Origin of the sequence: Achromobacter sp. (assembly GCF_050285565.1) — a bacterium.
In the GTDB taxonomy this organism is placed as follows: domain Bacteria; phylum Pseudomonadota; class Gammaproteobacteria; order Burkholderiales; family Burkholderiaceae_B; genus Achromobacter.
On the sequence record NZ_JBLZXG010000004.1, the window covers coordinates 51,720 to 75,150 of the forward strand.

Consider the following 23,431-nt stretch of genomic DNA (forward strand, 5'->3'; position numbering starts at 1 on the left):
CATGATCTCACCTGCGCAGGATCCGTACGCCTCCCGTACGGATCGCAGTTCCGCCATCATTTCCCGCCAGGATCCGGTGGTCTATGGCGACGGCAAATATGCCGACGCCCTGAGCGCCGACCAGCTTGGCAGCTATGAACGCGACGGCTTCCTGCTCCTGGAGGACCTGTTCTCCGAAGCCGAGGTGCGGGCGCTGTCGGCCGAGGTCGAGCGCATGACGCGCGACCCGTCGATCGTCCGCCGCGAGGAATCGATCACCGAGCCCGCCAGCAATGCGGTGCGCTCCATTTTCATGGTGCACGTGCTGAACCCCGTGCTGGCGCGCCTGGTGCGCGATCCGCGCCTGGTCAACGTGGCGCGCCAGATCCTCGGGTCCGAGGTTTACATCCACCAGTCCCGCGCCAACATGAAGCCCGGCTTCAAAGGCAAGGAGTTCTACTGGCACTCGGATTTCGAAACCTGGCACGTGGAAGACGGCATGCCGTCGATGCGCGCGCTGAGCTGCTCGGTGCTGCTGACCGAGAACAACGACTGCAACGGCCCCTTGATGCTGGTGCCGGGCTCGCACCGGCAGTTCATCTCGTGCGTCGGCGAAACGCCCAATGAGCACTACAAGCAGTCGCTCAAGAAGCAGGAATACGGCGTGCCGGATCCGGTCAGCCTGCAACTGCTGGTCGAGCAAGGTGGCATCCGCACCATGACGGCCAAGGCCGGCTCGGTGGTGTTCTTCGACTGCAACACCATGCACGGCTCGAACAGCAACATCTCGCCGTGGCCGCGCGCCAACGTGTTCATGGTCTACAACAGCATGGAAAACACGCTGGAGCCGCCCAAGTACGGTCTGACGCCGCGTCCGGAGCACATCGCCACGCGCAAGGCGTTCAAGGCGGTGACGCCGCTGGACACGCTCAAGCTGGTCGGCAGCAGCTAGCGCTGCCCGCGTTTGCCGGCGATGCATGCGCGCCGGTGCTGGTCGGCTGCCGACCGCGCGCGCGGCGCCCCATGCCGCGTCCCGCGCGCGCTTGCTGCGGACAAGCGAACGCCCGCATCGCTTGCATGCGCTGCCACCCAGGCTCCGGCCTGGGTTTTTTTTCGTCCTTCCGCTATGCTCTGCGCTCCTCGCACCGCCGGAAGCCGCCGCCATGTCTGCCCGTATCCTCAGCCTGCATATCTACCCCGTCAAATCCTGTGCCGGCATCGACCTGGCCGAATCGCCGGTGGATCGCGCCGGACTGGCCCACGACCGCCGCTGGATGCTGGTGGGGGCCGGCGGCCAGTTCATGACGCAGCGGCAATGGGCCGCCATGGCCCTGATCCGCACGGCGCTCACGGCCGATACCCTGCGCCTGTCGGCGCCCGGCATGCCCGACCTGGACGTGCCGCTGGACGGCTCGGCGTTGCAGTCCGGCGTCGAGACGGTCGGCGTGTGGAAGGACACCCTGGCGGCGCGGCGCGAAAGCGAGGCCGCGGCGCAGTGGTGCTCGGATTTCCTCAAGACGCCTTGCCGGTTGTACAAGGTCGACACGGGCGCGGCGCGGCCGGCCAAGCCGGAATGGGTGGACAAATGGATTGCGGATCATCCCGACCTGGCTCCCCCTTTCGATGGGGATCATTATTTCGGTTTTGCCGATGGCTTCCCGCTGTTGGTGGCGAACCAGGCCTCGCTGGACGACCTGAACGCCCGCCTGCGGGCCAAGGGCGTGGCGCCGGTGCCGATGGACCGCTTCCGGCCCAACATCGTGGTGCAGGGGGAATGGCAGGCGTTCGAGGAAGACCATACCGCCATGATCACCACGGGCGCGGTCAGCATGGCGTTCGTCAAGCCGTGCACGCGCTGCTCGATTCCCGACATCGACCAGCGCACCGCCGTGCAGCACGATGAGCCGGGCCGCACGCTGGCGGGCTACCGCAATCTGGAGATCGGGGTGGTGTTCGGCCAGAACGCGATTGTCGACGCCCCGGCCGGCGCGCGCCTCAAAGTGGGTGACGCGGTCGAGATCGAGCTCGATTTCTAGCCCGCCGCGCGCTTGCGCGATCAGGCCGACGACAACTTCAGGCCCACCAGGCCCAGCACGATCAGCGCCACGCTGGCGATGCGCAGCCAACTGGTGGATTCGCCGAACAGGATGATGCCGGCCACGAAGGCGCCGACGGTGCCGATGCCGACCCATACCGCATAAGCGGTGCCCAGCGGCAGGCTCTTCATCGCCAGCGCCAGCAGCCAGAAGCTGACGAGCATGCCGCCGACCGTGACGAGCGATGGCGCCAGGCGGGTGAACCCATGGGTGTATTTGAGGCCGACGGCCCAGACGATTTCGAACAGGCCGGCCAATACCAGAATGATCCAGGTCATGACGACTCCTGACAGGAAAAGGGGTCGTCCCCGGATTGATGCGCCCATGGCAATGGCCAATGCCGTGGTTGCCGATGGCAAATGCCGCCATGTGGCGGCGGGCGCAGCGACGGGCCGTCCCGTCGCGGCAAAAATTATAGAATACTGGCTTCCGAGGGCAAAACCGGTTGCCGTTCGGGTGCATGCCCGCGACTGCGCGCCAGCCGCGGGTGTTTTCGCATTTATCGCATCACTTCGCGTTCCGGCACGCGAAACCAGGATATTTTCACCATGCAACGCATCATGCTGCGGGCAAAGCTGCACCGCGTCACGGTCACCGAAGCCGACCTTCACTACGAAGGCTCTTGCGGCATCGACGAAGACCTGCTGGACGCCGCCGGCATGCGCGAGTTCGAACGCATCGAGCTCTACAACATCAACAACGGCGAACGCTTCGATACCTACATCATCAAGGCCGCCCGCGGCAGCGGCATCATCTCGCTCAATGGCGCGGCCGCGCGTCGCGCCCAGGTCGGCGACCTGATGATCATCTGCACCTACGGGCCGATGTCCGACGAGCAATCCGCCACCCACAAGCCGCAGGTCGTGCTGGTGGACGACGCCAACCGCGTCAAGGAAATCCGCAAATTCCCGGCCTGAGGCCGGGCCGGGCGGCGCGTCATGGGGCGCGCCGTCAACCCTGATCCCCCTGATACGTTTCATCATGAGCTTCCAGGTCATCATCCAACCCAGCAAGCATCAATTCCCGGTCGAGCCCGGCCAGACCGTGCTCGACGGCGCCCTGGCCGCGGGCATCGTACTGCCTTACAGCTGCCGCAACGGCGCCTGCTCCACCTGCAAGGGCAAAGTGGTGTCCGGGGAGTTCGACGCCGGCCAGTATCCCGCGCAGATCCTCTCGCCCGAGGAACTGGCCGACGGCTACACCCTGTTCTGTCAGGCCCGGCCCGCGTCCGACATGGTGGTCGAATCCACCGAAGTGCGCCTGGCCAGCGACATCCAGATCCGCAAGCTGCCCTCGCGCGTGCAGACGATGGAAAAGGCGGCGCCGGACGTGACCGTGCTCAAGCTGCAACTGCCGGCCTCGGAGCAGTTCCGCTACTACGCCGGCCAGTACATCGAGATCATCCTCAAGGACGGCCGCCGCCGCAGCTACTCCATGGCCGGCGCGCCGCACACCGGCAGCCCGCTGGAACTGCACATCCGCCACCTGCCGGGCGGCGTGTTCACCGACCACGTGTTCGGCGCCGGCGACACGCAGATGAAAGAGCGCGAGATCCTGCGCCTGGAAGGGCCGTTCGGCTCGTTCTTCCTGCGCGAAGACAGCGACAAGCCGATCATCCTGCTGGCCAGCGGTACGGGCTTCGCGCCGGTCAAGGCCATCGTCGAGCACATGATCCACAAGAACATCCGCCGTCCGGTGTCGCTGTACTGGGGCGGCCGCCGTCCGCGCGACCTGTACATGGACGCGCTGGCGCAGTCGTGGGCCCGCGACTTGCCGGACTTCCGTTATGTGCCGGTGGTCTCCAACGCGCTCGAGGAAGATGGCTGGAGCGGCCGCGACGGTTTCGTCCACGAAGCGGTGATGCATGACATCGCCGACATGTCCGGCTACCAGGTCTACGCCTGCGGCGCGCCGCCGATGGTCGATGCCGCGCGGCGTGAGTTCAGCGCCCAGTGCGGCCTGCCGCCCGAAGAGTTCTACGCGGACGCGTTCACGTCCGAAGCCGATCTGGCGAAGGCCGCGACTTGATCGATATCAGGCGCCCGCCTGGCGAAGGGGAGGAATCCGGCATTGGCGGGTTCCTCCCCTTTTTTTGATGACGGCAGGCGTAGGCGAGGGCGGGGCGCCGGGGTAAACTGCGGTGTCATCTGGCAGCGGCTTGCCGCGGGAGGCGGACATTGTGTTCGTGGGCCCAGCGGGTACGCAGGGAGCAATGCGGGCATGAAAGTAGCGGTATTGGGTAGCGGCATCATCGGAATCTCCAGCGCCTGGTGGCTGAGCCAGGCGGGCCACGACGTCGTGGTCATCGACCGCTGCACCGGACCCGCCCAGGAGACCAGCCTCGCCAACGGCGCGCAGATCTCGGTCTCCTACGCCGAGCCCTGGGCCAATCCGCAGGCGCCCCTGAAGCTGCTCAAGTGGATGTTCCAGGACGACGCGCCGCTGCTGTTCCGCCCGCAACTGGACTGGCGCCAATGGATGTGGGGCCTGGCGTTCCTGCGCGAATGCCTGCCCGGCCGCCTGGCGCCGAACATCCGTGCGATGGTGCGCATGGCCGAGTACAGCCGCGCCACGCTGCGCGCCATGCGCGCCGAACTCGGCATCGAATACGACCACCTCGAACGCGGCATCCTGAATTTCTACCGCGATCCGCACGAGTTCGAGAATTCACAACGCGCCGCCGGCCTGATGCGCGATTTCGGCGTCGAGCGCCGCGTGGTGTCGGCCGACGAGGTGGTCGCCATCGAACCGGCCCTGGCGCCGCATCGCAACACCATCGTCGGCGGCGACTACACCCCCGAGGATGAAAGCGGCGACGTCCACCTGTTCAGCGTGGCCCTGGCCGAGCGTTGCGCCCGCGCTGGCGTCGAATTCCGCTACAGTACCCGCGTCACGCGACTGATCACCCAGGGCGGCGCAGTGCAGGGTGTCGAACTGATCGAACCCGACGGCCGCTACGGCATGCTCGCCGCCGACGCCTACGTGGTGGCGATGGGCAGCTTCAGCCCGTCGCTGCTGCGCCCGCTCGGCATCCCCTGCAACGTCTATCCGGCCAAGGGCTATTCGGCCACCTTCCCGGTTCTCAAGCCCGATGCCGCGCCCACGGTCAGCCTGACCGACAGCAGTCACAAGGTGGTGTTCTCGCGTCTGGGCGAGCGCCTGCGCATGGCCGGCACCGCCGAGCTGTCCGGCTATTCGCGGGGCTTGAACACCGGCCGCTGCGAAGCCATGACACGGCTGGCCCGCGAACTCTTTCCCGACGCGCTCGATTTCGAGCGCGTCAGTTACTGGTCGGGCCTGCGCCCGTCCACCCCCTCGAACGTGCCCATCATCGGCCGCAGTCACATTCCGAATTTGTATATCAATACCGGACACGGTACTCTCGGCTGGACGATGGGCGTTGGCTCGGGCCGGGCACTGGCCGATCTGCTGAGCGGACGTCGTCCAGAACCGGAATTCCCTTTTCTTGGTCTATGAACCTATGAAGAAATTGCAATTGGCGGGCATTGCCCGCGCGATGTTCGCCAGCCGGCGGACATGGGTGTTTGGCGCCGCCATGGCGGTCGCGGGCGCGGTGCACGCGGCACCCGTCGAGATCCAGATCTGGCACACGCTGCCGGACGCCAACAAGGCCGAATTCGAAAAGCTGGCCAAGCAGTACAACAAGGAACAGGATCAGGTCAAAGTGACCCTGCGCGCCTTCTCCTCGCAGGCGCAGTTGCAGCAGGAAGCCACTGCCGCGGTCAAGGCCAAGAAGGCCCCCAACCTGGTGCAATTGAACGACAATCACTCGCCTGAAGTGGTGGCCGAGCACAAGGCCATCCTGCCGCTGTACGACCTGCTGGCCAAGTACCCGATCAAGGACCTGAACTGGTTCGTGCCGGCCACCAGCAGCTTCGTGCGCGATGGCAAGGGCCGCCTGCTGGCCTTCCCCTGGATGGCCGAAGTGCCGGTGATGTTCTACAACACCGCCGCTTACAAGAAGGCCGGCCTCGACCCCAACAAGCCGGCCCGCACCTGGACCGCGCTGCAGGGCGAACTGCTCAAGCTGCGCGACGTGGCCGACCTCGACTGTCCTTACGCGTCCAGCGACCAGGTCTCGGTTCACCTGGAAAACCTGGCGCCGGTGAACAACCAGCAGTACACCAGCAACAACAACGGCCTGGACGCGGTCACCAAGAAGAGCGCCGCGCCGGCGATGCAGTTCGACACGCTCTATATGCGCCACATCTCGCTGATGGTCAGCTGGAAGCGTTCGCTGCTGTTCATGGCGCACACCGCCGACAACAGCGCCGACAAGCTGTTCGCCAAGGGCGAATGCGCCGTGTTGACCGGCAACTCGGGCTCGTTCGGCCAGTTCCTGAACACCAAGTCGCTGGCATTCGGCGTGGCGCCGCTGCCTTATTACGATCAGGTCACCCAGAACGGCGGCCAGCCGTTCGTCAGCGGTTCGGCGTTGTGGGCGCTGGAAGGTCGTCCGAAGGACGAGGAAAAGGCCACGGCGCAGTTCCTGGCGTGGCTGTCCAAGCCCGTCATCGCCGCCGAATGGCACCAGCGCACCGGTTATCTGCCGTTGACCGAAGCCGCGTTCCGCGCCTCGGATGTGTCGTTCTACAAGAGCATCCCCGGGGCCCAGGCAGTGGTGGCTTCCATGAGCAACCGGCCGGCCGCCAACAGCCGCGGTTTCCGCATGGCCAACTACGACCGCATCGAACCGGTGTTCAACCAGCAGCTCAACGATGCGCTCGAAGGCAAGACGCCGCCGGTGTCGGCCTTGAACAACGCCGCCAGCCAGGCGCGCAGCATCGCCACCCAGCGTTAAGGGCATTCGCCGGCCGGCGCCCTTGCGCCGCGCCTGGCCGCCGTCCGCAAGCCCGGTTTCCGAACCGGGCTTTTTTCTTGCTCCCGCGTTGCCCGCGGCTGCCGAGGGCGGGGCATTTCGATCCATGCGTACATGCCGGTCTGCCGCCACGGCCAGCATGGGTTCACCATGCCGGGCATGATGCGGCCCGTTCCCGGGGCCGCCGTTTCAGGGGGCTGGGCATGGTTCGTATCCTCTTTTTCATCGGCGCGCTGTCTGGCTTGGCCGGCTGCGCCTGGCCGTCCGGCGGCGCCTCGGCGGCCGGGCCGGGCTGGCGGGCCGCCGCCGCCGGCGTCCCCGGGTTTCGCTTCGACTGGCGGCTGTCCGGCGATCCCGCCGTGGCGCCGATGCAGGTGTTCGACGACGGTCGCGAGACCTGGCTGCAATTCGCGCCCGGGCAGCCGTTGCCCGCCATCCTGGGCGTGGCGGCGGACGGCGAGCGCGTTCTGCCCTATGCGCGCCGCGACCCGTACGTCGTGGTGGCGGGCCGTTGGCAGGCGCTGGTATTTCGCGGCGGCAGGTTGCTGGCCCGGGCCCGCCCGGCACCGCCAGCGGGCGGGGCGGGCCCGGACGGCACGGATGGGGTGGCCCCCAAGGTGCAAGCCGCCGACAACCCTCTATAATCAACGATTCGCCTAAATCCTGCTTCATCCACGATGAAATCCTCCGAGATTCGCCAGCAGTTCCTGCAATTCTTCAAGTCCAAGGGACACACCATCGTTCCTTCGTCGTCGCTCGTGCCGGGCAACGATCCGACCCTGCTTTTCACCAATTCGGGCATGGTCCAGTTCAAGGACGTCTTCACGGGCAAGGAATCGCGGTCGTACACGCGTGCCACGTCGTCGCAGCGCAGCGTGCGCGCCGGCGGCAAGCACAACGACCTGGAGAACGTGGGCTACACCGCCCGCCATCACACGTTCTTCGAAATGCTGGGCAATTTCAGCTTTGGCGACTACTTCAAGCGCGACGCCATCCAGTACGCCTGGGAACTGCTGACCCAGGTCTACAAGCTGCCCGCCGAGAAGCTCTGGGTCACGGTCTACCAGGAAGACGACGAGGCCTATGACATCTGGGCCAAGGAAGTCGGCGTGCCGACCGAGCGCATCATCCGCATCGGCGACAACAAGGGCGCCCGCTACGCGTCGGACAATTTCTGGCAGATGGCCGACACCGGCCCGTGCGGCCCGTGCTCGGAAATCTTCTACGACCACGGCCCCGAAATCTGGGGCGGCCCTCCGGGATCGCCCGAGGAAGACGGCGACCGCTACATCGAGATCTGGAACCTGGTGTTCATGCAGTTCGAGCGTGACGCCGCCGGCAACATGACGCGTCTGCCGCGTCCCTGTGTCGATACCGGCATGGGCCTGGAGCGCATCGCGGCCGTGCTGCAGCACGTCCATTCCAACTACGAAATCGACCTGTTCCAGCACCTGATCGCCGCCGCCGCGCGCGAAACCGGCGTCAAGGACCTGGCAAACAATTCGCTCAAGGTCATCGCCGACCACATCCGCGCCTGCTCGTTCCTGATCGTCGACGGCGTCATTCCCAGCAACGAAGGCCGCGGCTACGTGCTGCGCCGCATCGTCCGCCGCGCGCTGCGCCATGGCTACAAGCTGGGCCAGACCAAGCCGTTCTTCCACCGCCTGGTGCCCGATCTGGTCGCCGAGATGGGCGAAGCCTATCCCGAGCTTGCCGCCACCGCCGAGCGCGTGGCGCAGGTGCTCAAGCAGGAAGAGGAACGCTTCGGCGAAACGCTGGAGCACGGCATGCGCATCCTCGACGGCGCGCTGGCCAATGTGCCCAAGGGCGGCCAACTGGACGGCACCACGCTGTTCACGCTGTACGACACCTACGGCTTCCCGGTGGACCTGACCGCCGACATCTGCCGCGAACGCGAGGTCGATGTCGACATGGCCGGCTTCGAGGTCGCCATGGAGCGCCAGCGCGATCAGGCCCGTGCCGCCGGCAAGTTCAAGATGGCCGAAGGCCTGAGCTACGAAGGCGCCGAAACGCGTTTCGAAGGCTACGAAAAGCTCGAACTCGACAACGTCAAGGTCACGGCCCTGTACGTCGACGGCACCCAGGTGCAGCAGATCCAGGCCGGCCAGAGCGCCGTGGTGGTGCTGGACGCCACCCCGTTCTACGCTGAATCCGGCGGCCAGGTCGGCGATACCGGCCTGCTCGAAGCGGCCGGCGTGCGCTTCGCCGTGGGCGATACCCTGAAGATCCAGTCCGGCGTGTTCGGCCATCACGGCACGCTGGAAGAGGGCAAGCTGGCGGTGGGCGACACCGTGCTGGCGCGCGTGGACGCGGTGCGTCGCGCCCGCACCGTGCGCAACCACTCGGCCACCCACCTGATGCACAAGGCCCTGCGCCAGGTGCTGGGCGCGCACGTGCAACAGCGCGGCTCGCTGGTCGACCCCGACAAGACCCGTTTCGACTTCGCGCAGGACGCGCCCCTGACCGCCGAGCAGATCGCCCGCGTCGAGGCCATCGTCAACGCCGAGATCCTCGCCAACCAGCCCACCGTGGCCCAGGTCATGGCCTATGACGACGCCGTCAAGGGCGGCGCCATGGCGCTGTTCGGCGAAAAGTACGGCGACACCGTGCGCGTGCTCGACATCGGTTTCTCGCGCGAACTGTGCGGCGGCACGCACGTCAGCCGCACCGGCGATATCGGCCTGTTCAAGATCGTGTCCGAAGGCGGTGTGGCCGCCGGCGTGCGCCGCATCGAGGCCATCACGGGCGACAACGCCCTGGCCTGGGTGCAGAACCAGAGCGCCTTGCTGGCCCAGGTGGCCGGCATGCTGCGCAGCACGCCCGCCGACCTGCCGGCCCGTATCGCGCAGGTGCAGGAGCAGGTCAAGCAGCTCGAAAAAGACCTGGAGCAATCGCGCAGCAAACTGGCCGCCAATGCCGGCAACGACCTGGCCAGCTCCGCGGCCATCGAGGTCAAGGGCATCAAGCTGTTGGCCGCCAGCATCGGCGACGTCGATCCCAAGGCCCTGCGCGGCATGGTCGACAACCTGAAGGATCGTCTCAAGCCCGCCGTGGTGCTGCTGGCCACCGGCTCGGCCGATGGCAAGATCAGCGTCGTCGGCGGCGTGACGGCCGATCTGACCAACCGCATCAAGGCCGGTGACCTGGTGGGCTTCGTTGCCAGCCAGGTGGGCGGCAAGGGCGGCGGTCGTCCGGACATGGCCATGGGGGGGGGCACCGACCTGGCGGCGCTGCCCGCCGCGATCGCCAGCGTGCAGAAGTGGGTCGATGAGCGCCTCTGACCTGGAAAACGCGTCCGCCGTGCCGGCCTTCGACCAGGATGTCGACGCCAGCGGCCTGACCTGCCCCCTGCCCATCCTGCGGGCCAAGAAAGCCCTGGCGCAGATGGAAAGCGGTCAGGTGCTGCGGGTCGTCACCACTGACCGCAACGCCGTCCGCGACTTCCAGGCGTTCGCCCGCCAGAGCGGCAATGTGCTGGTCGCGCAGCACGAGGCCGAAGGCCGCGGCGTGCATTTCCTGCGCCGCCGCTAGCCACGCGATCGCGGCGCCGCGCAAGCAAAGGCCAGCCTCCCCGGGCTGGCCTTTTTGTCTGTGGCTTGGAACCTTACTTGTGGATCGCCGCCGCCACTGCCTGCGTGATGGTGAAATCCACCAGGTCACCCTCCTTGAGTTGCGCCAGCCTGGCCCGCAGCGCGGGGTCCTGCACCTGGATCGTGCGCAGTCCGCCTTGCGGCCCTTTCAGCGTGACCAGATTGGCGCTTTTGTTGATGTGCCAGATTTCGGCGGTGATGGTGGTCTGCCGGCCCATCGCGCCGCCCGGCTTGGCTCCCTTGGCGCTGCGGGTGCTGGCGGTCTCGGTGACGACCTCGGGCGCGCCGGAGCCCGCCGGACGCACATCGACGGCGACCGACTCGTAATAGTCCAGCGTAAGCGTGTCGCCCGGCTTGATCTGCTTGAAATTGCGCACGTTCGGCCCAGCCTGTATATCGACCACATTGCCATTGCTGCCTTGAAGCGTGATGGTGCGGCTGGCCGGATCGACGGCGGTGACCTTGCCGGTGGCGGTGGTCAGCGCCGCGCCGACCACCCGGGCCTGGGCCGCCAGCGGCAGCGCCAGCAGGCTCGCCAGCAAACCCGTGGCCGCCAGGCGCGCGACAGGGGTGAAGACAGTCTTAAGGTTCTTCATGATGGAGCACCCTCCGGTAGAGGAAGTTGGGAAACGCGGGGAGAAAACCGGGTGGAGTCAGCGGCGGCGCAGCCGCGGGCGCTTGCGCACACGCGATGCGCGGGGAAATGGGGCAGGGCAATGCCGTCGTGGCGTGGTCGGAAGAGGCGGGCTTGCGGCGGTGGCGTACGATGACATTCCGATCTCTCCAATCGGTTGAATGCTTCAAACGCGCTGGCGAAGGACGCTGGCCCGGCGGGCGCGCCCTCGCGGGGACGCCGCCGCGGGGCGATTTTCGTGAGCCCCGGCGCAGCACAGCGGCCCGTGACGGGCTACACTCTGTCTGCAGCGGCGGGCTCCGGCCCATATTTTGTAGAATACCCGCATGCGGCGCATGTGTGGTGTTTTCGCGTACAAATCGCGCCGCGACTTCCCATGTTCAGCACGGGCATTTGCCAGTCGGCTTGTTTAAGTGCTAGAATTTCCCGTTTTTCACAACTAATTCAAGGGATTACCTATGGTGGTGATTCGCCTGGCCCGCGGTGGGTCCAAGAAGCGTCCGTTCTACAACCTGGTGGCCACCGATTCGCGTAACCGTCGCGACGGCCGTTTCATCGAGCGCGTGGGTTTCTACAACCCCGTCGGCAACGAAGGCGCGGAAAACCTGCGCATCGCGCTGGATCGCGTGCAGCACTGGACCAGCAACGGCGCCCAGCTGTCGCCGGCCGTCGAGCGTCTGGTCAAGGACTACTCGGCCAAGGTTTCCGCCGCGGCTTGATGCCCGCGTCGCACGCCTGAACCCTGCTAGTTTCTAGCTACGCTGTACGAAACCGATAGCCCGACACATGTCTGATGCCGCAACTTCAAACGCGGCGCCTGCGGACTTGATCGAGCTGGGCCGCATCAGTGCGGCCTACGGTGTGAAAGGCTGGGTCAAGGTGCAGCCGCATTCGGCCAATGCCGAAGTGCTGCTCTCAGCTTCTCAATGGTGGTTGACTCGCCCTGTGCCTGAATTGGCGCGGGGCGCTGTCGCGTCTGCGCCCGTCGCATATAAGGTCGTGCAAGCCCGCTCGCAGGGCGCCACCGTGGTGGCCCAGCTGGCCGGCATCGCCGACCGCGACCAGGCCGAAGCGCTGCGCGGTTTTTCCGTGCAGGCGCCGCGCGGATCCTTTCCCGCGCCCGAGGAAGACGAATACTACTGGGTCGATCTCATTGGCTGCTCGCTGTATACCACGGCGGATGGCGAGGCCACGCTGCTTGGCGTGGTCGATGAAGTCCTGGATAACGGCGCTCACGCCGTCTTGAAGGTCTTGCGCCAGAGGGTGGGGGGCGACGGCCCCGAAACCCTGCTGAACGCCAAGGGAAAGCCCGCCGAAATGCTCGTTCCGTTCGTGCGCGCGCACATTCACGCCGTCGATCTGGCCGCGCGCCGCATCGACAGCGACTGGCCCGCGGATCTCTGATGCGCATTGATGTCGTGACGCTCTTTCCCGAGATGTTCGGGGTGGTGCGCGACCTGGGTGTCACCGGCCGGGCTCACGCCCAGGGCCGGTGGGCCCTGCATGCGTGGAATCCGCGTGATTTCACCAGTGATCCTCACCGTACCGTGGACGACCGCCCTTATGGTGGTGGTCCCGGCATGGTGATGATGGCCGCGCCACTGGAGGCCGCCGTCAAGGCCGCCCAGGCGGCGCGCGCGGTCCAAGGTCTGGGGCCTGCCCCGGTGGCGCTGCTCGCGCCCGTGGGCAAGCGCTACGATCAGGCCGGCGCCGAGGCGCTGGCCGCCAGCGACGGCCTGATTCTCATCTGCGGTCGCTACGAAGGCGTCGACCAGCGCTTCATCGAGCGCTGCGTCACGCATGAAATCTCCCTGGGCGACTTTGTCTTGTCCGGCGGTGAAATCGCGGCGCTTGCCGTCATCGATGCCGCAGTGCGCCTGCTGCCAGGCGTGCTGAACGACGGCGATTCCGCGCTGCAGGACTCTTTCAACGACACGCTCTCCGGCCTGCTGGACAGCCCCCATTACACGCGCCCCGAAGTGTACGAGGGCGCCCCGGTGCCGGCACCGCTGCTCAGCGGCCACCACGCCAATATCTCGCGCTGGCGCCGCGAGCGCTCGCTGGCGCTGACCGCCGCGCGCCGCCCCGAGCTGATCGAATCCGCTCGTGCGCGGGGATGGCTGTCGCTGTCCGACGAACGCTTCCTGGCCGAGCTGGCCGGCGAGCCCTTGCCGCCACTGCCCGCCAAGCGCCGCCGCGGCGCCAAGCCCAAGCCCGTCTGAGGCCAAGCCCGTCTGAGGCCAAGCCCGTCTGAGCGCCAAGGCGCGCCCGCCGATCCGGGCGTCGATCCATTGCGCGCAACCGCGCGTTTGCGCAATCCCTGTGCACGCGCTTGCGGACGGGATCGGCCTAGGGATGCTCCTAGGTTGTGGCGTACCGCCAGGCTCCTTAGTATTGAAAATTACATAAAAATGAAATTTTCATATGCGCCGATCTTCCTCCCTTCCGCTTGCCGACGTACCGCTGTCCGAGCCGGCGCTGGTGGCGGGCCGCCCGGAGTCCGCCGTTGACATGTGGCTGGGCCAGCAGTTGCGCCAGCTTCGCAAGCAGCTTGGCCGCTCGCTCGCGGATGTGGCGCGCGCCTGCGGCATGTCGGTGGGACTGCTCAGCCAGATCGAGCGCGGGCTGAGCTCCGCATCGGTCAAGACCTTGCATCAGTTGGCGCGCGAGTTTGGCGTTTCGGTCAATACGCTGCTGCGCAATGCCGAGCACACCGAGGGCGAGGATGGCGGCCGAGTCGCTCGCGCCGGAACGCACCGCTACATCGACCTGCGCGAGAAAGGGATCGTCAAGGAGATGTACACGCCGCCGGCCTGCCGCAGCATGGATCTGTGCCGCGCCACCATCGAGCCTGGCGGCTCGACCGGCCAAGAACTGTTCGTGACCGGGCAGGGCGAGCAGATCGGCGTGGTGCTCAAGGGCACGCTCGAGCTCTGGGTGGGCGACCGCGTCGTGCTGCTCAGGCAAGGCGACAGTTTCTGTTATGCCAGCAGCACGCCACGCCGCTGGCGCAATCCGGGCGCGCAGGTGACGGAGGTCATTTGGGCCATCTCGAATATCAACCTGGCCGCGGGGGATGGGACGCAACCGCCGCCTTGAGCGCGCGGGCAGTGAAGCGGCGCGATGACACTGGGGATCATCCGCCTTCCGGGCTCGCTCCGGAACTCTTTGCCTAGATGAGGAAATGTCATGAAATTCAAGACTCTGATGGTCTCTGTATTCGCAGCATTGTCCACGGCCACGGCCGCGCAGGCCCAGACGGTATTGAAGGTGGGATCCACGCCCACCGGCAGTCCGTTCACCTTTCTCGACACCAAGACCAACTCCATTGAAGGGGTGATGGTCGACATCGTCAAGGCGGTCGGCAAGGAGGCCGGCTTCGAGGTGCAGATCGAGCCCATGGCGTTTTCCGCGCTGATCGGTTCGCTGACCTCCAAGCGCATCGATATCGTCTCGGCGGCCATGTTCATCACGCCGCAGCGCCAGCAGGTGGTGAGTTTCTCGGAGCCGGTCTATCGCTACGGCGAAGGCCTGATGGTGCTCAAGAGCGACAACAAGGAATACAAGTCATTCGCCGACATGAAGGGCATGACGGTTGGCGTGCAGGTCGGCACCGCCTTTGTCGAGCCGATCCAGAAAAGCGGCGTGTTCAAGGAAGTGAAGCTGTACGACAGCCCGCCGGACATGATGCGCGACGCCAACGCCGGCCGCATCCAGGGCGGCTTCATGGACTATCCCATCGCCGCCTACATCCTGACACAGGGCAACTACCCCAATCTGAAAATGGCGCAGTCCTACCAGCCCACCGTGATGGGCAGCCTCGGCTTGGCCACGCGCAAGGATGACACCGCCTTGCTCGATCGCATCAACAAGGCGCTGGCCAAGCTCAAGGCCGATGGCGCGATTGACCGGATCCTGAAGAAGTGGGGGCTGGGCGGCTGATGCCCTCCTGAGGGCGGGCGCCGCCAGGCGACGGGCGTCCGCCCGGCCCGCGTGTCCGCGCGCGGGCCGGGCGCGACCGGTGGCCGCGGCATGCGGTCTTGCAGAGGGTAGTCATGACGGAATTCTTCAAAGACGCGGCGGAGTACCTGCCGATACTGTTGCAGGGCGCCAAGCTCACCATCCTGGTGACGCTGGGGTCGCTGGTGCTGTCGACCTTGCTGGGACTGGTATGGGCGCTGATGCGGGTGTCCGGCAACAAGTACCTGTCCCGCTTCAGCGCGGGCGTGATCAACCTGCTGCGCGGTATCCCCATCATCGTGCTGCTGTTCTACATCTATTTCGTGATGCCGGACATGGGCATTGCGCTGACGGCGGTGCAGGCCGCCATCATCGGTCTGGGCATCGCCTACTCGGCCTACCAGGCCGAGAACTTCCGCGCCGGCATCGAAGCCATCGACCGCGGCCAGATCGAGGCGGCCATGGCGATGGGCATGAGCTGGAGCATGACCATGCGCCGCGTGGTGCTGCCGCAGGCCGTGAAGATCGTGCTGCCCCCTTACGGCAACATCATGATCATGATGCTCAAGGATTCGTCGCAGGCCTCCACCATCACGGTGGCGGAGCTGGCGTTGCAGGGCAAGCTGATCGCTGTTTCCACGTTCAAGAATGCCACGGTGTTTTCGCTGGTGGCGCTGATGTACCTGGTGATGTGCGTGCCGCTGATCCTGCTGGTGCGGCATCTGGAAAAGAGGAGTGCCGCCAAATGATCGAACTCAAGGGCGTGCGCAAGAGCTTCGGGTCGCTGGAGGTGCTCAAGGGCATCGACGCCGAGGTCAGCAAGGGTGAGGTGGTGTGCGTGATCGGGCCGTCCGGCTCGGGCAAGTCCACCATCCTGCGTTGCATCAACGGACTGGAGCGCTACAACGCCGGCCGCGTCACTGTCGATGGCGAGCTGGTGGATTGCGATGCGCCGTCCATCGTCTCCATCCGCACGCAGGTGGCGATGGTGTTCCAGCGCTTCAACCTGTTTCCCCACCGCACCGCGCTGGAAAATGTGGTGGAAGGGCCGATCTACGTAAAGGGCGAGCCGCGCGCGCAGGCACTGGAGCGGGGCCGTGAACTGCTTGCCAGCGTCGGCCTGGCCGACAAGGCCGACGCCCATCCGCCGCAGTTGTCCGGCGGCCAGCAGCAGCGCGTGGCGATTGCGCGGGCGCTGGCGATGCAGCCCAAGGCGATCCTGTTCGACGAACCGACCTCGGCCCTCGACCCCGAACTGGTGGGCGACGTGCTGGGCGTGATGCGCAAGCTGGCCGAGGCCGGCATGACGATGGTGGTTGTGACGCACGAGATGAGCTTTGCGCGCGAAGTGGCCGATCGTGTCATGTTCTTTGACGGCGGCGTGATGGTGGAGCAGGGCGCCGCCCGTGAAGTGCTGAATCATCCGCAGCACCCGCGCACGCAGGACTTCCTGCGCCGCGTGCTGCATCCCATGTGAGGAATCATCATGTCGCAGACGCCGTTCCCGCTTTCCCCGTCGCTCTGGGCCGCCACCGCGGCGCCACCGCCGGACACGCAGCCGCTGGCGCAGTCCGCGCAGGCCGACGTGCTGGTGGTGGGCGGCGGCTACGCCGGCCTGAGCACCGCGCTGCACCTGGCCGAGCAGGGCGTGCGCGTGGTGCTGCTGGAGGCGCGCGAGATCGGCTTCGGCGGCTCGGGGCGTAATGGCGGCCAGGTCATTCCGGGCTTGAAATACGATCCCGACGCGCTGATCTCGATGTTCGGCGCCGAGCGGGGCGAGCGCCTGGTGCGCTTTGCCGGCGCCACCGCCGATTCGGTGTTCAACCTGATCGAGCGACACGCGATGGACGTGCCCCACGTGCGCCATGGCTGGATCCAGGGTGCCCACACGCCTGCCGCGCTGGCGCTGGCACATGCGCGCGCCGCGCAGTGGGCGCGCCATGGCGCCGATACGCAACCGCTGGACAAGGCGCAGGTGGCGCGATTGATCGGCACCGATCGCTACCTGGGCGGCTGGGTCGACCGGCGCGCGGGCGCGGTGCAGCCGTTGAGCTATGCGCGCGGACTGGCGCGGGCGGCCCTGAATGCTGGCGCCGTGATCCACACCGACACGCCTGTCACCGGTCTCAAGCGCGAGGGCGGCAAATGGATCGCCACCACCGCGGCCGGCGCCACGGTGACGGCCGACCGCGTGGTGATGTGCACCAATGCCTACGGCGGCGACCTGCTGCCCGGGCTCAAGACCTCCATCATTGACGCCAACACCTTCCAGGTGGCCACCACGCCGTTGCCGCAGCGGCTGCGCGCGGGCATTTTCCCGGAAGGTCATGTCACGTCCGATACCCGCAACCTGCTGCTGTATTTCCGTCTCGACCACCAGGGCCGGCTGTTGATGGGCGGGCGCGGCCCGTTCCGCGAGCCCAAGGGGCCGCAGGATTGGGCCCACCTGGAACGCGTGATGATGAAGATGTTCCCGCAGGTGGCGGGCACGCCGTTCGAGTACCGCTGGTGTGGCCGCGTGGCCATCACGCGCGACTATCTGCCGCACCTGCACGAGCCGCAGCCGGGCCTGTTGGTGGATATCGGCTGCCAGGGGCGTGGCGTGGGGCTACAGACCAGCATGGGCCGCGCCATGGCGCAGTATCTCGTCAGCGGCGACGCCAAGGCGCTGCCGGTGCCGCTGTCGCCGGTGAAGTCGTTCCCGTTGTATGGCCTGCGCCGCCTGTACGTCAACGCGGTGGTCACGTGGTATCGCATGACCGACGGCGGCGTGTAGCGCGGCACGACCGCCGCCAAAAAAAACCCCGGACATGATGGGTCCGGGGCTGGTTCGCATGAGCGCTTGCCGGGCGCTCAGTCGCCCAGCTTGCCGCGCTGTTCGCGCACCTTCTGCAACGTCTCGCCGAATTGCGTCAGGCGGGCCTTTTCCTGTTCGACCACGGCGGCCGGGGCGCGCTCGACGAAGCTGGCGTTGGACAGCTTGCCGTTGGCCTTGGCGATCTCGCCTTCGAGGCGCGCGATTTCCTTGTCCAGGCGCACGCGCTCGGCGGCGACGTCGATCTCGACGTGCAGCATCAGGCGGCTGGTGCCCACCACCTGCACCGGCGCGCCCGCGTCGGGCAGGGCGTCTAGCACGTCGACCTGACTGAGCTTGGCCAGCGCGGCCAGGTAGGGGGCGTTGCGCGTCAACGTGGGCGCGTCGCCCTGGGCGCACAGCGGCACCTTCTGCGCCGGCGACAGGTTCATCTCGCCGCGCAGGGCGCGTACCGCTTCGACCTGGGCCTTGAGTTCGGCTACCTCGGCTTCGGCGGCGGTGTCCACGGCGGCCGGATTGGCCTGCGGATACGGCTGCACGCTGACACTGTCGGCCACGCCTTGCTTGCGCTTGCCGGCCACCACCGAGACCTTTTGCCACAGCTCTTCCGTGATGAACGGAATGATCGGGTGCGCCAGGCGCAGCACGCCTTCCAGCACGCGGATCAGCGTGCGGCGGGTGCCCAGTTGCTGGGCCGGCGTGCCGGTCTGGATCTGCACCTTGGCCAGTTCCAGGTACCAGTCGCAGTATTCGTCCCAGACATAGCGGTACAGCGCATTGGCGACGTTGTCGAAACGGTAGTCGGCGAAGCCGCGCGCCACATCGGCCTCCAGCGCCTGCAACTGGCTGACGATCCAGCGGTCGACGAACGACGTTTCGCCGGCGTCGGGGCCGGTCAGGTCGTGGCCTTCGGTGTTCATCAGCACGAAGCGGGTGGCGTTCCAGAGCTTGTTGCAGAAGTTGCGGTAGCCCTCGCAGCGCTTGAGGTCGAAGTTGATGTTGCGGCCCAGGGTCGCGTAGGCGGCCATGGTGAAGCGCAGCGCGTCGGTGCCGAAGGCGGGGATGCCGTCCGGGTATTGGCGGCGCGTCGCTTTTTCGATGGCGCCGGCCTGCTTGGGATTCATCAGGCCGTAGGTGCGCTTGGCCACCAGGCCTTCCAGGTCGATGCCGTCGATCAGGTCGACCGGGTCGAGCGTATTGCCCTTGGACTTGCTCATTTTCTGGCCGTCGGCGTCGCGGATCAGGCCGTGCACGTAGACATGCTTGAACGGGATCTGGCCGGTCAGGTGCGTGGTCAGCATGACCATGCGCGCGACCCAGAAGAAGATGATGTCAAAGCCGGTGACCAGCACGCTGGACGGCAGGTAGCGCTGCAGGTCGGGCGTGTTGTCGGGCCAGCCGAGCGTGGTGAAGGGCACCAGGCCCGACGAGAACCACGTGTCCAGCACATCGGGGTCGCGCTTGAGATCGCCGGTGACGCCGGCAGCGCGGGCCTGCTGGAGCGCTTCGGCCTCGTCGTGCGCGACGAACACCTGGCCGTCTTCCGAGTACCAGGCCGGGATCTGGTGGCCCCACCACAGTTGGCGCGAAATACACCAGTCCTGGATGTTGTTGAGCCACTGGTTGTAGATGGTGGTCCAGTTGTCCGGGTAGAACTGGATGCGGCCGTCGGCCACGACTTCCAGCGCCACTTCGGTGATGCTCTTGCCCGGGTTGAGTGTGCCCTCGGGGGCCGGCTTGCTCATGGCGACGAACCACTGGTCGGTCAGCATGGGCTCGAGCACGACACCCGTGCGGTCGCCCTTGGGCTGCATCATCTTGTGCGGTTCGACCTTGACCAGGTAGCCCTCGGCCTCCAGTTGGGCGACCACGGCCTTGCGGGCCTCGTAGCGCTCCATGCCCTGGAACTGCTTGGGGCCGTTTTCGTTGATGTGCGCGTCGAGCGTGAAGATCACGATCAGCGGCAGGTCGTGGCGCATCGCGCAGGCGTAGTCGTTGAAATCGTGCGCGCCGGTGATCTTGACGCAACCGGTGCCGAATTCAGGATCGACGAAGTCATCCGCGATGATGGGGATGTTGCGGTCGCACAGCGGCAGCTCGACTTCCTTGCCGACCAGGTGCTTGTAGCGCGGGTCATCGGGATGCACGCACAGCGCGCCGTCGGCCAGCATGGTTTCGGGGCGGGTGGTGGCGATGGTCATGCCGCGCAGGGTGACCGTCTGGCCGTCCTTGTCGACAATGGTCTGCGGGCCGTCGACGAAGGGGTAGAGGATGTGCCACATGTGACCGTCGGTCTCTTCCGACTGCACTTCCAGGTCGGACACGGCCGTCAGCAGCTTGGGGTCCCAGTTGACCAGGCGCTTGCCGCGGTAGATCAGGCCCTGTTTGTGCAGCCGCACGAAGGTCTCGACCACGCCGCGCGACATGCGCTCGTCCATGGTGAAGTACTCGCGCGGCCAGTCGGCCGAGGCGCCCAGCCGGCGCACCTGGCCGGTGATGGCGTTGCCCGACTTTTCCTTCCATTCCCAGACTTTTTCGACGAATTTCTCGCGGCCGAGGTCGTGGCGCGAAACCTTCTGGGCGTCGAGCTGTCTTTCAACCACGATCTGCGTGGCGATGCCGGCGTGGTCCGTCCCCGGAATGAAGACGGTGTCGTTGCCGAGCATGCGGTGGTAGCGGATCAGGCCATCCATGATGGTCTGGTTGAACGCGTGGCCCATGTGCAGGGTGCCGGTCACGTTGGGCGGCGGGAACTGGATGGCGTAGGGCTCGCCGCGAGGCCGGCTTTCCGTCCCTGTTTTTACGTGCGAGCCGGCGGCGAAGTACCCGCGCTTTTCCCACTCGGTGTACCAGCGGGATTCGAGTTCGGCGGGTTCGAAGCTCTTGGAGAGTTCCGGGGAGTCGGTCGCGGCGGACGCGGCGTTCGGGGGAGCGGCTTGAGTCATTACAGGGTTCCGGCAGACAGGGCGCCCGGTCGATGGAAACGGGCAAGCAAACCGCTCATTTTAAGATGTAATGCGGTCGTATCGGCGTGTTAGAATACCGGGTTACTGTAAACCTTTTAGAAGTCCCTGAATTCATTGGGATTTCGCCAAAAGTTCATTGAAAAAACGCTGAGGATTTCAGCACAATGAACCGAGCGAACATTCAATGCGGGATCCCTCCGAAGGGTCGGCAGTGTCGAATCCCCGCCTTGGCACAGGCGGCCGGGACGGCCCGGAAATGTCGTCGCGACGCAGCCGCTGTCGCGACCCGGCAGTTCCGAGTCGCTTGCGCGCCCATGGCGCGATGCCGTTTGAAGGGTGACACCAACAGACGCAGGCCACGCCAGGCAATCATAGAAACCAGTCAGCAATCCGTTTTTGGAGTTCTCATGTCCGTCCAACGCACCCTCTCGATCATCAAGCCCGACGCCGTCGCCAAGAACGTCATCGGCCAGATCGTCGGCCGTTTCGAGCAAGCCGGCCTGAAGGTCATCGCCGCCCGCCTGACCCAACTGTCGCGCGCCGACGCCGAGCGTTTCTACGCCGTCCACAAGGAGCGCCCCTTCTTCAAGGACCTGGTCGACTTCATGGTCTCGGGCCCCGTGTTCGTGCAAGTGCTGGAAGGCGAAGATGCCATCCAGAAGAACCGCGACCTGATGGGCGCCACCGACCCCAAGAAGGCCGCCCCGGGCACCATCCGCGCCGACTTCGCCGACAGCATCGACGCCAACGCCGTGCACGGCTCGGACGCGCCGGAAACGGCCGCTGTCGAAGTGGCTTTCTTCTTCCCCGAAATCAACATCCACAGCCGTTGATTTCCCGGAAATCGTTTTAGCGTCATCGCAATACCCAGGTCATGGAAACCGTCGAACGAATCAATCTGTTGGGGCTGGATGGCTCCGCCCTGTCCGAACTCGTCGGGCAGTGGGGCGGCAAGCCGTTTCGCGCCCGTCAGTTGCAGCGCTGGATGCACCAGCGCGGCGCCGATTCGTTCGACGCCATGACCGACCTGGCGCGCGATTTTCGCGGCCAGTTGGCGTCGCGTTGCGTCATCGAGGCGCTGGCGGTCAATACCGAACAGCGTTCGTCGGACGGCACCCGCAAGTGGCTGTTCGACGTGGGGCAGGGCAACGCCATCGAAACCGTCTTCATCCCCGAAGACGATCGCGGTACCCTGTGCATCTCCAGCCAGGCCGGCTGCGTGGTGAACTGCCGTTTCTGCTCGACCGGCCATCAGGGGTTCAACCGCAACCTCAAGACCAGCGAGATCATCGGCCAACTGTGGTGGGCCAAGCGCGTGCTGGAAGCCGACATCGGCACCGCGCGCCTGGAAGGCGCCCGCGCCACCGAAGATACCCGCGTCATCAGCAATGTGGTCATGATGGGCATGGGCGAGCCCCTGCTCAACTACGACCAGGTGCTGCCGGCCCTGCGCCTGATGCTCGACGACAACGCCTATGGCCTGTCGCGCCGCCGCGTCACGGTGTCCACTTCGGGCGTGGTGCCCATGATGGATCGCCTGTCGCAGGACTGTCCGGTGGCGCTGGCCGTGTCGCTGCATGCGCCCAACGACGCGCTGCGCGACGAGCTGGTGCCGCTGAACAAGAAATACCCGCTGAAGGAGTTGCTGGCCGCGTGCGAACGCTACCTGGCTTTCGCCCCGCGCGACTTCATCACGTTTGAATATTGCATGCTGGACGGCATCAACGATACCGATCAGCACGCCAAGGAATTGATACACATTGCACGCCAGATCCGCTGCAAGCTCAATCTGATCCCGTTCAATCCCTTCCCCGCGTCCGGCCTGAAGCGTTCGCCTTCGGCCCGCGTCAAGGTGTTCGCCCAGCGCCTGATGGACGCCGGCATCATCACGACGGTGCGCAAGACCCGGGGGGACGATATCGATGCCGCTTGTGGTCAACTGGCCGGAGAAGTGCGCGACCGTACCCGGATCACCGAACGGAACGCGGCGCAGCGCCAGACCATACCAATTAGACAGGTGCATGCATGACGCAGGATATCGCTTCTGCAGTTTCAGGGACGTCCGCGAGGGCGGGCGGGTCGGGCAATGTGGGCTCGGCGCTGCGCGCGCTGCGCCAATCCAAGGGCTGGTCGCTCGATGAAGTGTCCAGCCGCATCAAGTTTTCGGCCAAGCAGATCGATGCCCTCGAAAATGAACAGTGGGACGATCTTCCCACCGGCGTTTCGCTGCGTGGCTTGATCCGCAACTACGCCCGCATGCTGGGCGCCGATTCCCAGGCCATCGTCGATTCGCTCGACCCCAAGGCCCGTGTCACCGGCCCGGTCAAGCTGAGTCCGGGCGCGCTGCATTCGGCGCATTCCATTCCCCAGTCCGGCGCCGACGATGATCGCGCGTCCTCGACCTCCTGGGGCTGGTTGATCGCCATCGTGCTGGTGCTAGCCGCTGGCGTCGCCTATGCCTTCTGGCAGGGCTGGCTGCCGCAGCACTGGCTGGCGTTCGACTGGCTTCCCAAGCTGTCCAAGTAAATAC

The 23,431-nt window shown here is 66.1% G+C and carries 23 protein-coding genes; 20 read left to right on the forward strand and 3 right to left on the reverse strand.

Features of this window, described 5'->3' with window-relative positions; genetic code table 11:
- Position 1: 1 nt before the first annotated feature.
- Positions 2-931 (forward strand): ectoine hydroxylase, encoded by a 930-nt coding sequence (gene thpD / locus ACN6O8_RS09045; RefSeq protein WP_427990733.1) that lies wholly within the window; start codon positions 2-4, stop codon positions 929-931.
- 211 nt (positions 932-1,142) lie between these two features.
- On the forward strand, positions 1,143-2,015 hold the full coding sequence (locus ACN6O8_RS09050; RefSeq protein ID WP_427990734.1) for an MOSC domain-containing protein: 873 nt from the start codon (positions 1,143-1,145) through the stop codon (positions 2,013-2,015).
- A 20-nt stretch (positions 2,016-2,035) separates the two neighbouring features.
- Here the strand turns inward: ACN6O8_RS09050 and sugE are convergent, their stop codons facing one another.
- Positions 2,036-2,353, reverse strand: coding sequence for a quaternary ammonium compound efflux SMR transporter SugE (gene sugE / locus ACN6O8_RS09055; protein WP_427990735.1), 318 nt, complete (start codon positions 2,351-2,353; stop codon positions 2,036-2,038).
- A gap of 270 nt (positions 2,354-2,623) precedes the next feature.
- On the opposite strand from sugE, the gene panD reads away from it, so the two are divergent.
- The 7 genes from panD (at position 2,624) to ACN6O8_RS09090 (ending at position 10,467) form a co-directional block, all read left to right on the forward strand.
- Entirely contained in the window at positions 2,624-2,992 is a 369-nt protein-coding gene (panD, locus tag ACN6O8_RS09060) for an aspartate 1-decarboxylase (RefSeq protein ID WP_427990736.1), read from the forward strand.
- Between the two features lie 64 nt (positions 2,993-3,056).
- Positions 3,057-4,103: a CDP-6-deoxy-delta-3,4-glucoseen reductase gene (locus tag ACN6O8_RS09065; RefSeq protein WP_427990737.1), complete on the forward strand. Its 1,047-nt coding sequence runs from the start codon at positions 3,057-3,059 to the stop codon at positions 4,101-4,103.
- Positions 4,104-4,295: 192 nt separating this feature from the next.
- The gene (locus ACN6O8_RS09070) at positions 4,296-5,552 is read left to right on the forward strand and encodes a D-amino acid dehydrogenase (protein ID WP_427990738.1); all 1,257 of its coding nucleotides are present in this window, start codon (positions 4,296-4,298) and stop codon (positions 5,550-5,552) included.
- A 4-nt stretch (positions 5,553-5,556) separates the two neighbouring features.
- Positions 5,557-6,897 (forward strand): extracellular solute-binding protein, encoded by a 1,341-nt coding sequence (locus ACN6O8_RS09075; RefSeq protein WP_427990739.1) that lies wholly within the window; start codon positions 5,557-5,559, stop codon positions 6,895-6,897.
- Between the two features lie 221 nt (positions 6,898-7,118).
- The gene (locus ACN6O8_RS09080; RefSeq protein ID WP_427990740.1) at positions 7,119-7,559 is read left to right on the forward strand and encodes a TrbG/VirB9 family P-type conjugative transfer protein; all 441 of its coding nucleotides are present in this window, start codon (positions 7,119-7,121) and stop codon (positions 7,557-7,559) included.
- Between the two features lie 33 nt (positions 7,560-7,592).
- The gene (alaS, locus tag ACN6O8_RS09085; RefSeq protein WP_427990741.1) at positions 7,593-10,217 is read left to right on the forward strand and encodes an alanine--tRNA ligase; all 2,625 of its coding nucleotides are present in this window, start codon (positions 7,593-7,595) and stop codon (positions 10,215-10,217) included.
- Positions 10,204-10,467 carry a sulfurtransferase TusA family protein gene (locus tag ACN6O8_RS09090; RefSeq protein ID WP_427990742.1) on the forward strand — a complete coding sequence of 88 codons (264 nt, stop codon included), beginning with the start codon at positions 10,204-10,206 and terminating at the stop codon, positions 10,465-10,467. The genes alaS and ACN6O8_RS09090 overlap by 14 nt, the downstream gene beginning before the upstream one ends.
- Positions 10,468-10,540: 73 nt before the next feature.
- Here the strand turns inward: ACN6O8_RS09090 and ACN6O8_RS09095 are convergent, their stop codons facing one another.
- Positions 10,541-11,122, reverse strand: coding sequence for a hypothetical protein (locus ACN6O8_RS09095; protein ID WP_427990743.1), 582 nt, complete (start codon positions 11,120-11,122; stop codon positions 10,541-10,543).
- Between the two features lie 496 nt (positions 11,123-11,618).
- Here ACN6O8_RS09095 and rpsP point away from each other — a divergent pair, with 496 nt between their 5' ends.
- The 8 genes from rpsP (at position 11,619) to ACN6O8_RS09135 (ending at position 17,896) form a co-directional block, all read left to right on the forward strand.
- The gene (rpsP, locus tag ACN6O8_RS09100; protein WP_006387841.1) at positions 11,619-11,879 is read left to right on the forward strand and encodes a 30S ribosomal protein S16; all 261 of its coding nucleotides are present in this window, start codon (positions 11,619-11,621) and stop codon (positions 11,877-11,879) included.
- A 67-nt stretch (positions 11,880-11,946) separates the two neighbouring features.
- Positions 11,947-12,564: a ribosome maturation factor RimM gene (gene rimM, locus ACN6O8_RS09105; RefSeq protein ID WP_427990744.1), complete on the forward strand. Its 618-nt coding sequence runs from the start codon at positions 11,947-11,949 to the stop codon at positions 12,562-12,564.
- Complete coding sequence (gene trmD, locus ACN6O8_RS09110) at positions 12,564-13,382, forward strand: tRNA (guanosine(37)-N1)-methyltransferase TrmD (protein ID WP_427990745.1); 819 nt, start codon at positions 12,564-12,566, stop codon at positions 13,380-13,382. Before rimM ends, trmD begins: the two co-directional genes overlap by 1 nt.
- Positions 13,383-13,584: 202 nt before the next feature.
- Positions 13,585-14,259: a helix-turn-helix domain-containing protein gene (locus tag ACN6O8_RS09115; RefSeq protein ID WP_427990746.1), complete on the forward strand. Its 675-nt coding sequence runs from the start codon at positions 13,585-13,587 to the stop codon at positions 14,257-14,259.
- Between the two features lie 90 nt (positions 14,260-14,349).
- Positions 14,350-15,102, forward strand: a complete 753-nt coding sequence (locus ACN6O8_RS09120; protein WP_427990747.1) for an ABC transporter substrate-binding protein — start codon at positions 14,350-14,352, stop codon at positions 15,100-15,102.
- 113 nt (positions 15,103-15,215) lie between these two features.
- Entirely contained in the window at positions 15,216-15,869 is a 654-nt protein-coding gene (locus tag ACN6O8_RS09125; RefSeq protein ID WP_427990748.1) for an amino acid ABC transporter permease, read from the forward strand.
- The gene (locus ACN6O8_RS09130; protein WP_427990749.1) at positions 15,866-16,597 is read left to right on the forward strand and encodes an amino acid ABC transporter ATP-binding protein; all 732 of its coding nucleotides are present in this window, start codon (positions 15,866-15,868) and stop codon (positions 16,595-16,597) included. The genes ACN6O8_RS09125 and ACN6O8_RS09130 overlap by 4 nt, the downstream gene beginning before the upstream one ends.
- A 9-nt stretch (positions 16,598-16,606) precedes the next feature.
- Entirely contained in the window at positions 16,607-17,896 is a 1,290-nt protein-coding gene (locus ACN6O8_RS09135) for an NAD(P)/FAD-dependent oxidoreductase (RefSeq protein WP_427990750.1), read from the forward strand.
- A 77-nt stretch (positions 17,897-17,973) separates the two neighbouring features.
- Here the strand turns inward: ACN6O8_RS09135 and ACN6O8_RS09140 are convergent, their stop codons facing one another.
- Positions 17,974-20,880 (reverse strand): valine--tRNA ligase, encoded by a 2,907-nt coding sequence (locus tag ACN6O8_RS09140; RefSeq protein ID WP_427990751.1) that lies wholly within the window; start codon positions 20,878-20,880, stop codon positions 17,974-17,976.
- A 428-nt stretch (positions 20,881-21,308) separates the two neighbouring features.
- On the opposite strand from ACN6O8_RS09140, the gene ndk reads away from it, so the two are divergent.
- Genes ndk through ACN6O8_RS09155 form a run of 3 tightly spaced genes read left to right on the forward strand, consistent with a single transcriptional unit; the run spans position 21,309 to position 23,427 of the window.
- Positions 21,309-21,734, forward strand: a complete 426-nt coding sequence (ndk, locus tag ACN6O8_RS09145) for a nucleoside-diphosphate kinase (protein WP_427990752.1) — start codon at positions 21,309-21,311, stop codon at positions 21,732-21,734.
- Between the two features lie 41 nt (positions 21,735-21,775).
- On the forward strand, positions 21,776-22,930 hold the full coding sequence (rlmN, locus tag ACN6O8_RS09150) for a 23S rRNA (adenine(2503)-C(2))-methyltransferase RlmN (protein ID WP_427990753.1): 1,155 nt from the start codon (positions 21,776-21,778) through the stop codon (positions 22,928-22,930).
- Positions 22,927-23,427, forward strand: coding sequence for a helix-turn-helix domain-containing protein (locus ACN6O8_RS09155; RefSeq protein WP_427990754.1), 501 nt, complete (start codon positions 22,927-22,929; stop codon positions 23,425-23,427). Before rlmN ends, ACN6O8_RS09155 begins: the two co-directional genes overlap by 4 nt.
- Positions 23,428-23,431: the final 4 nt, after the last annotated feature.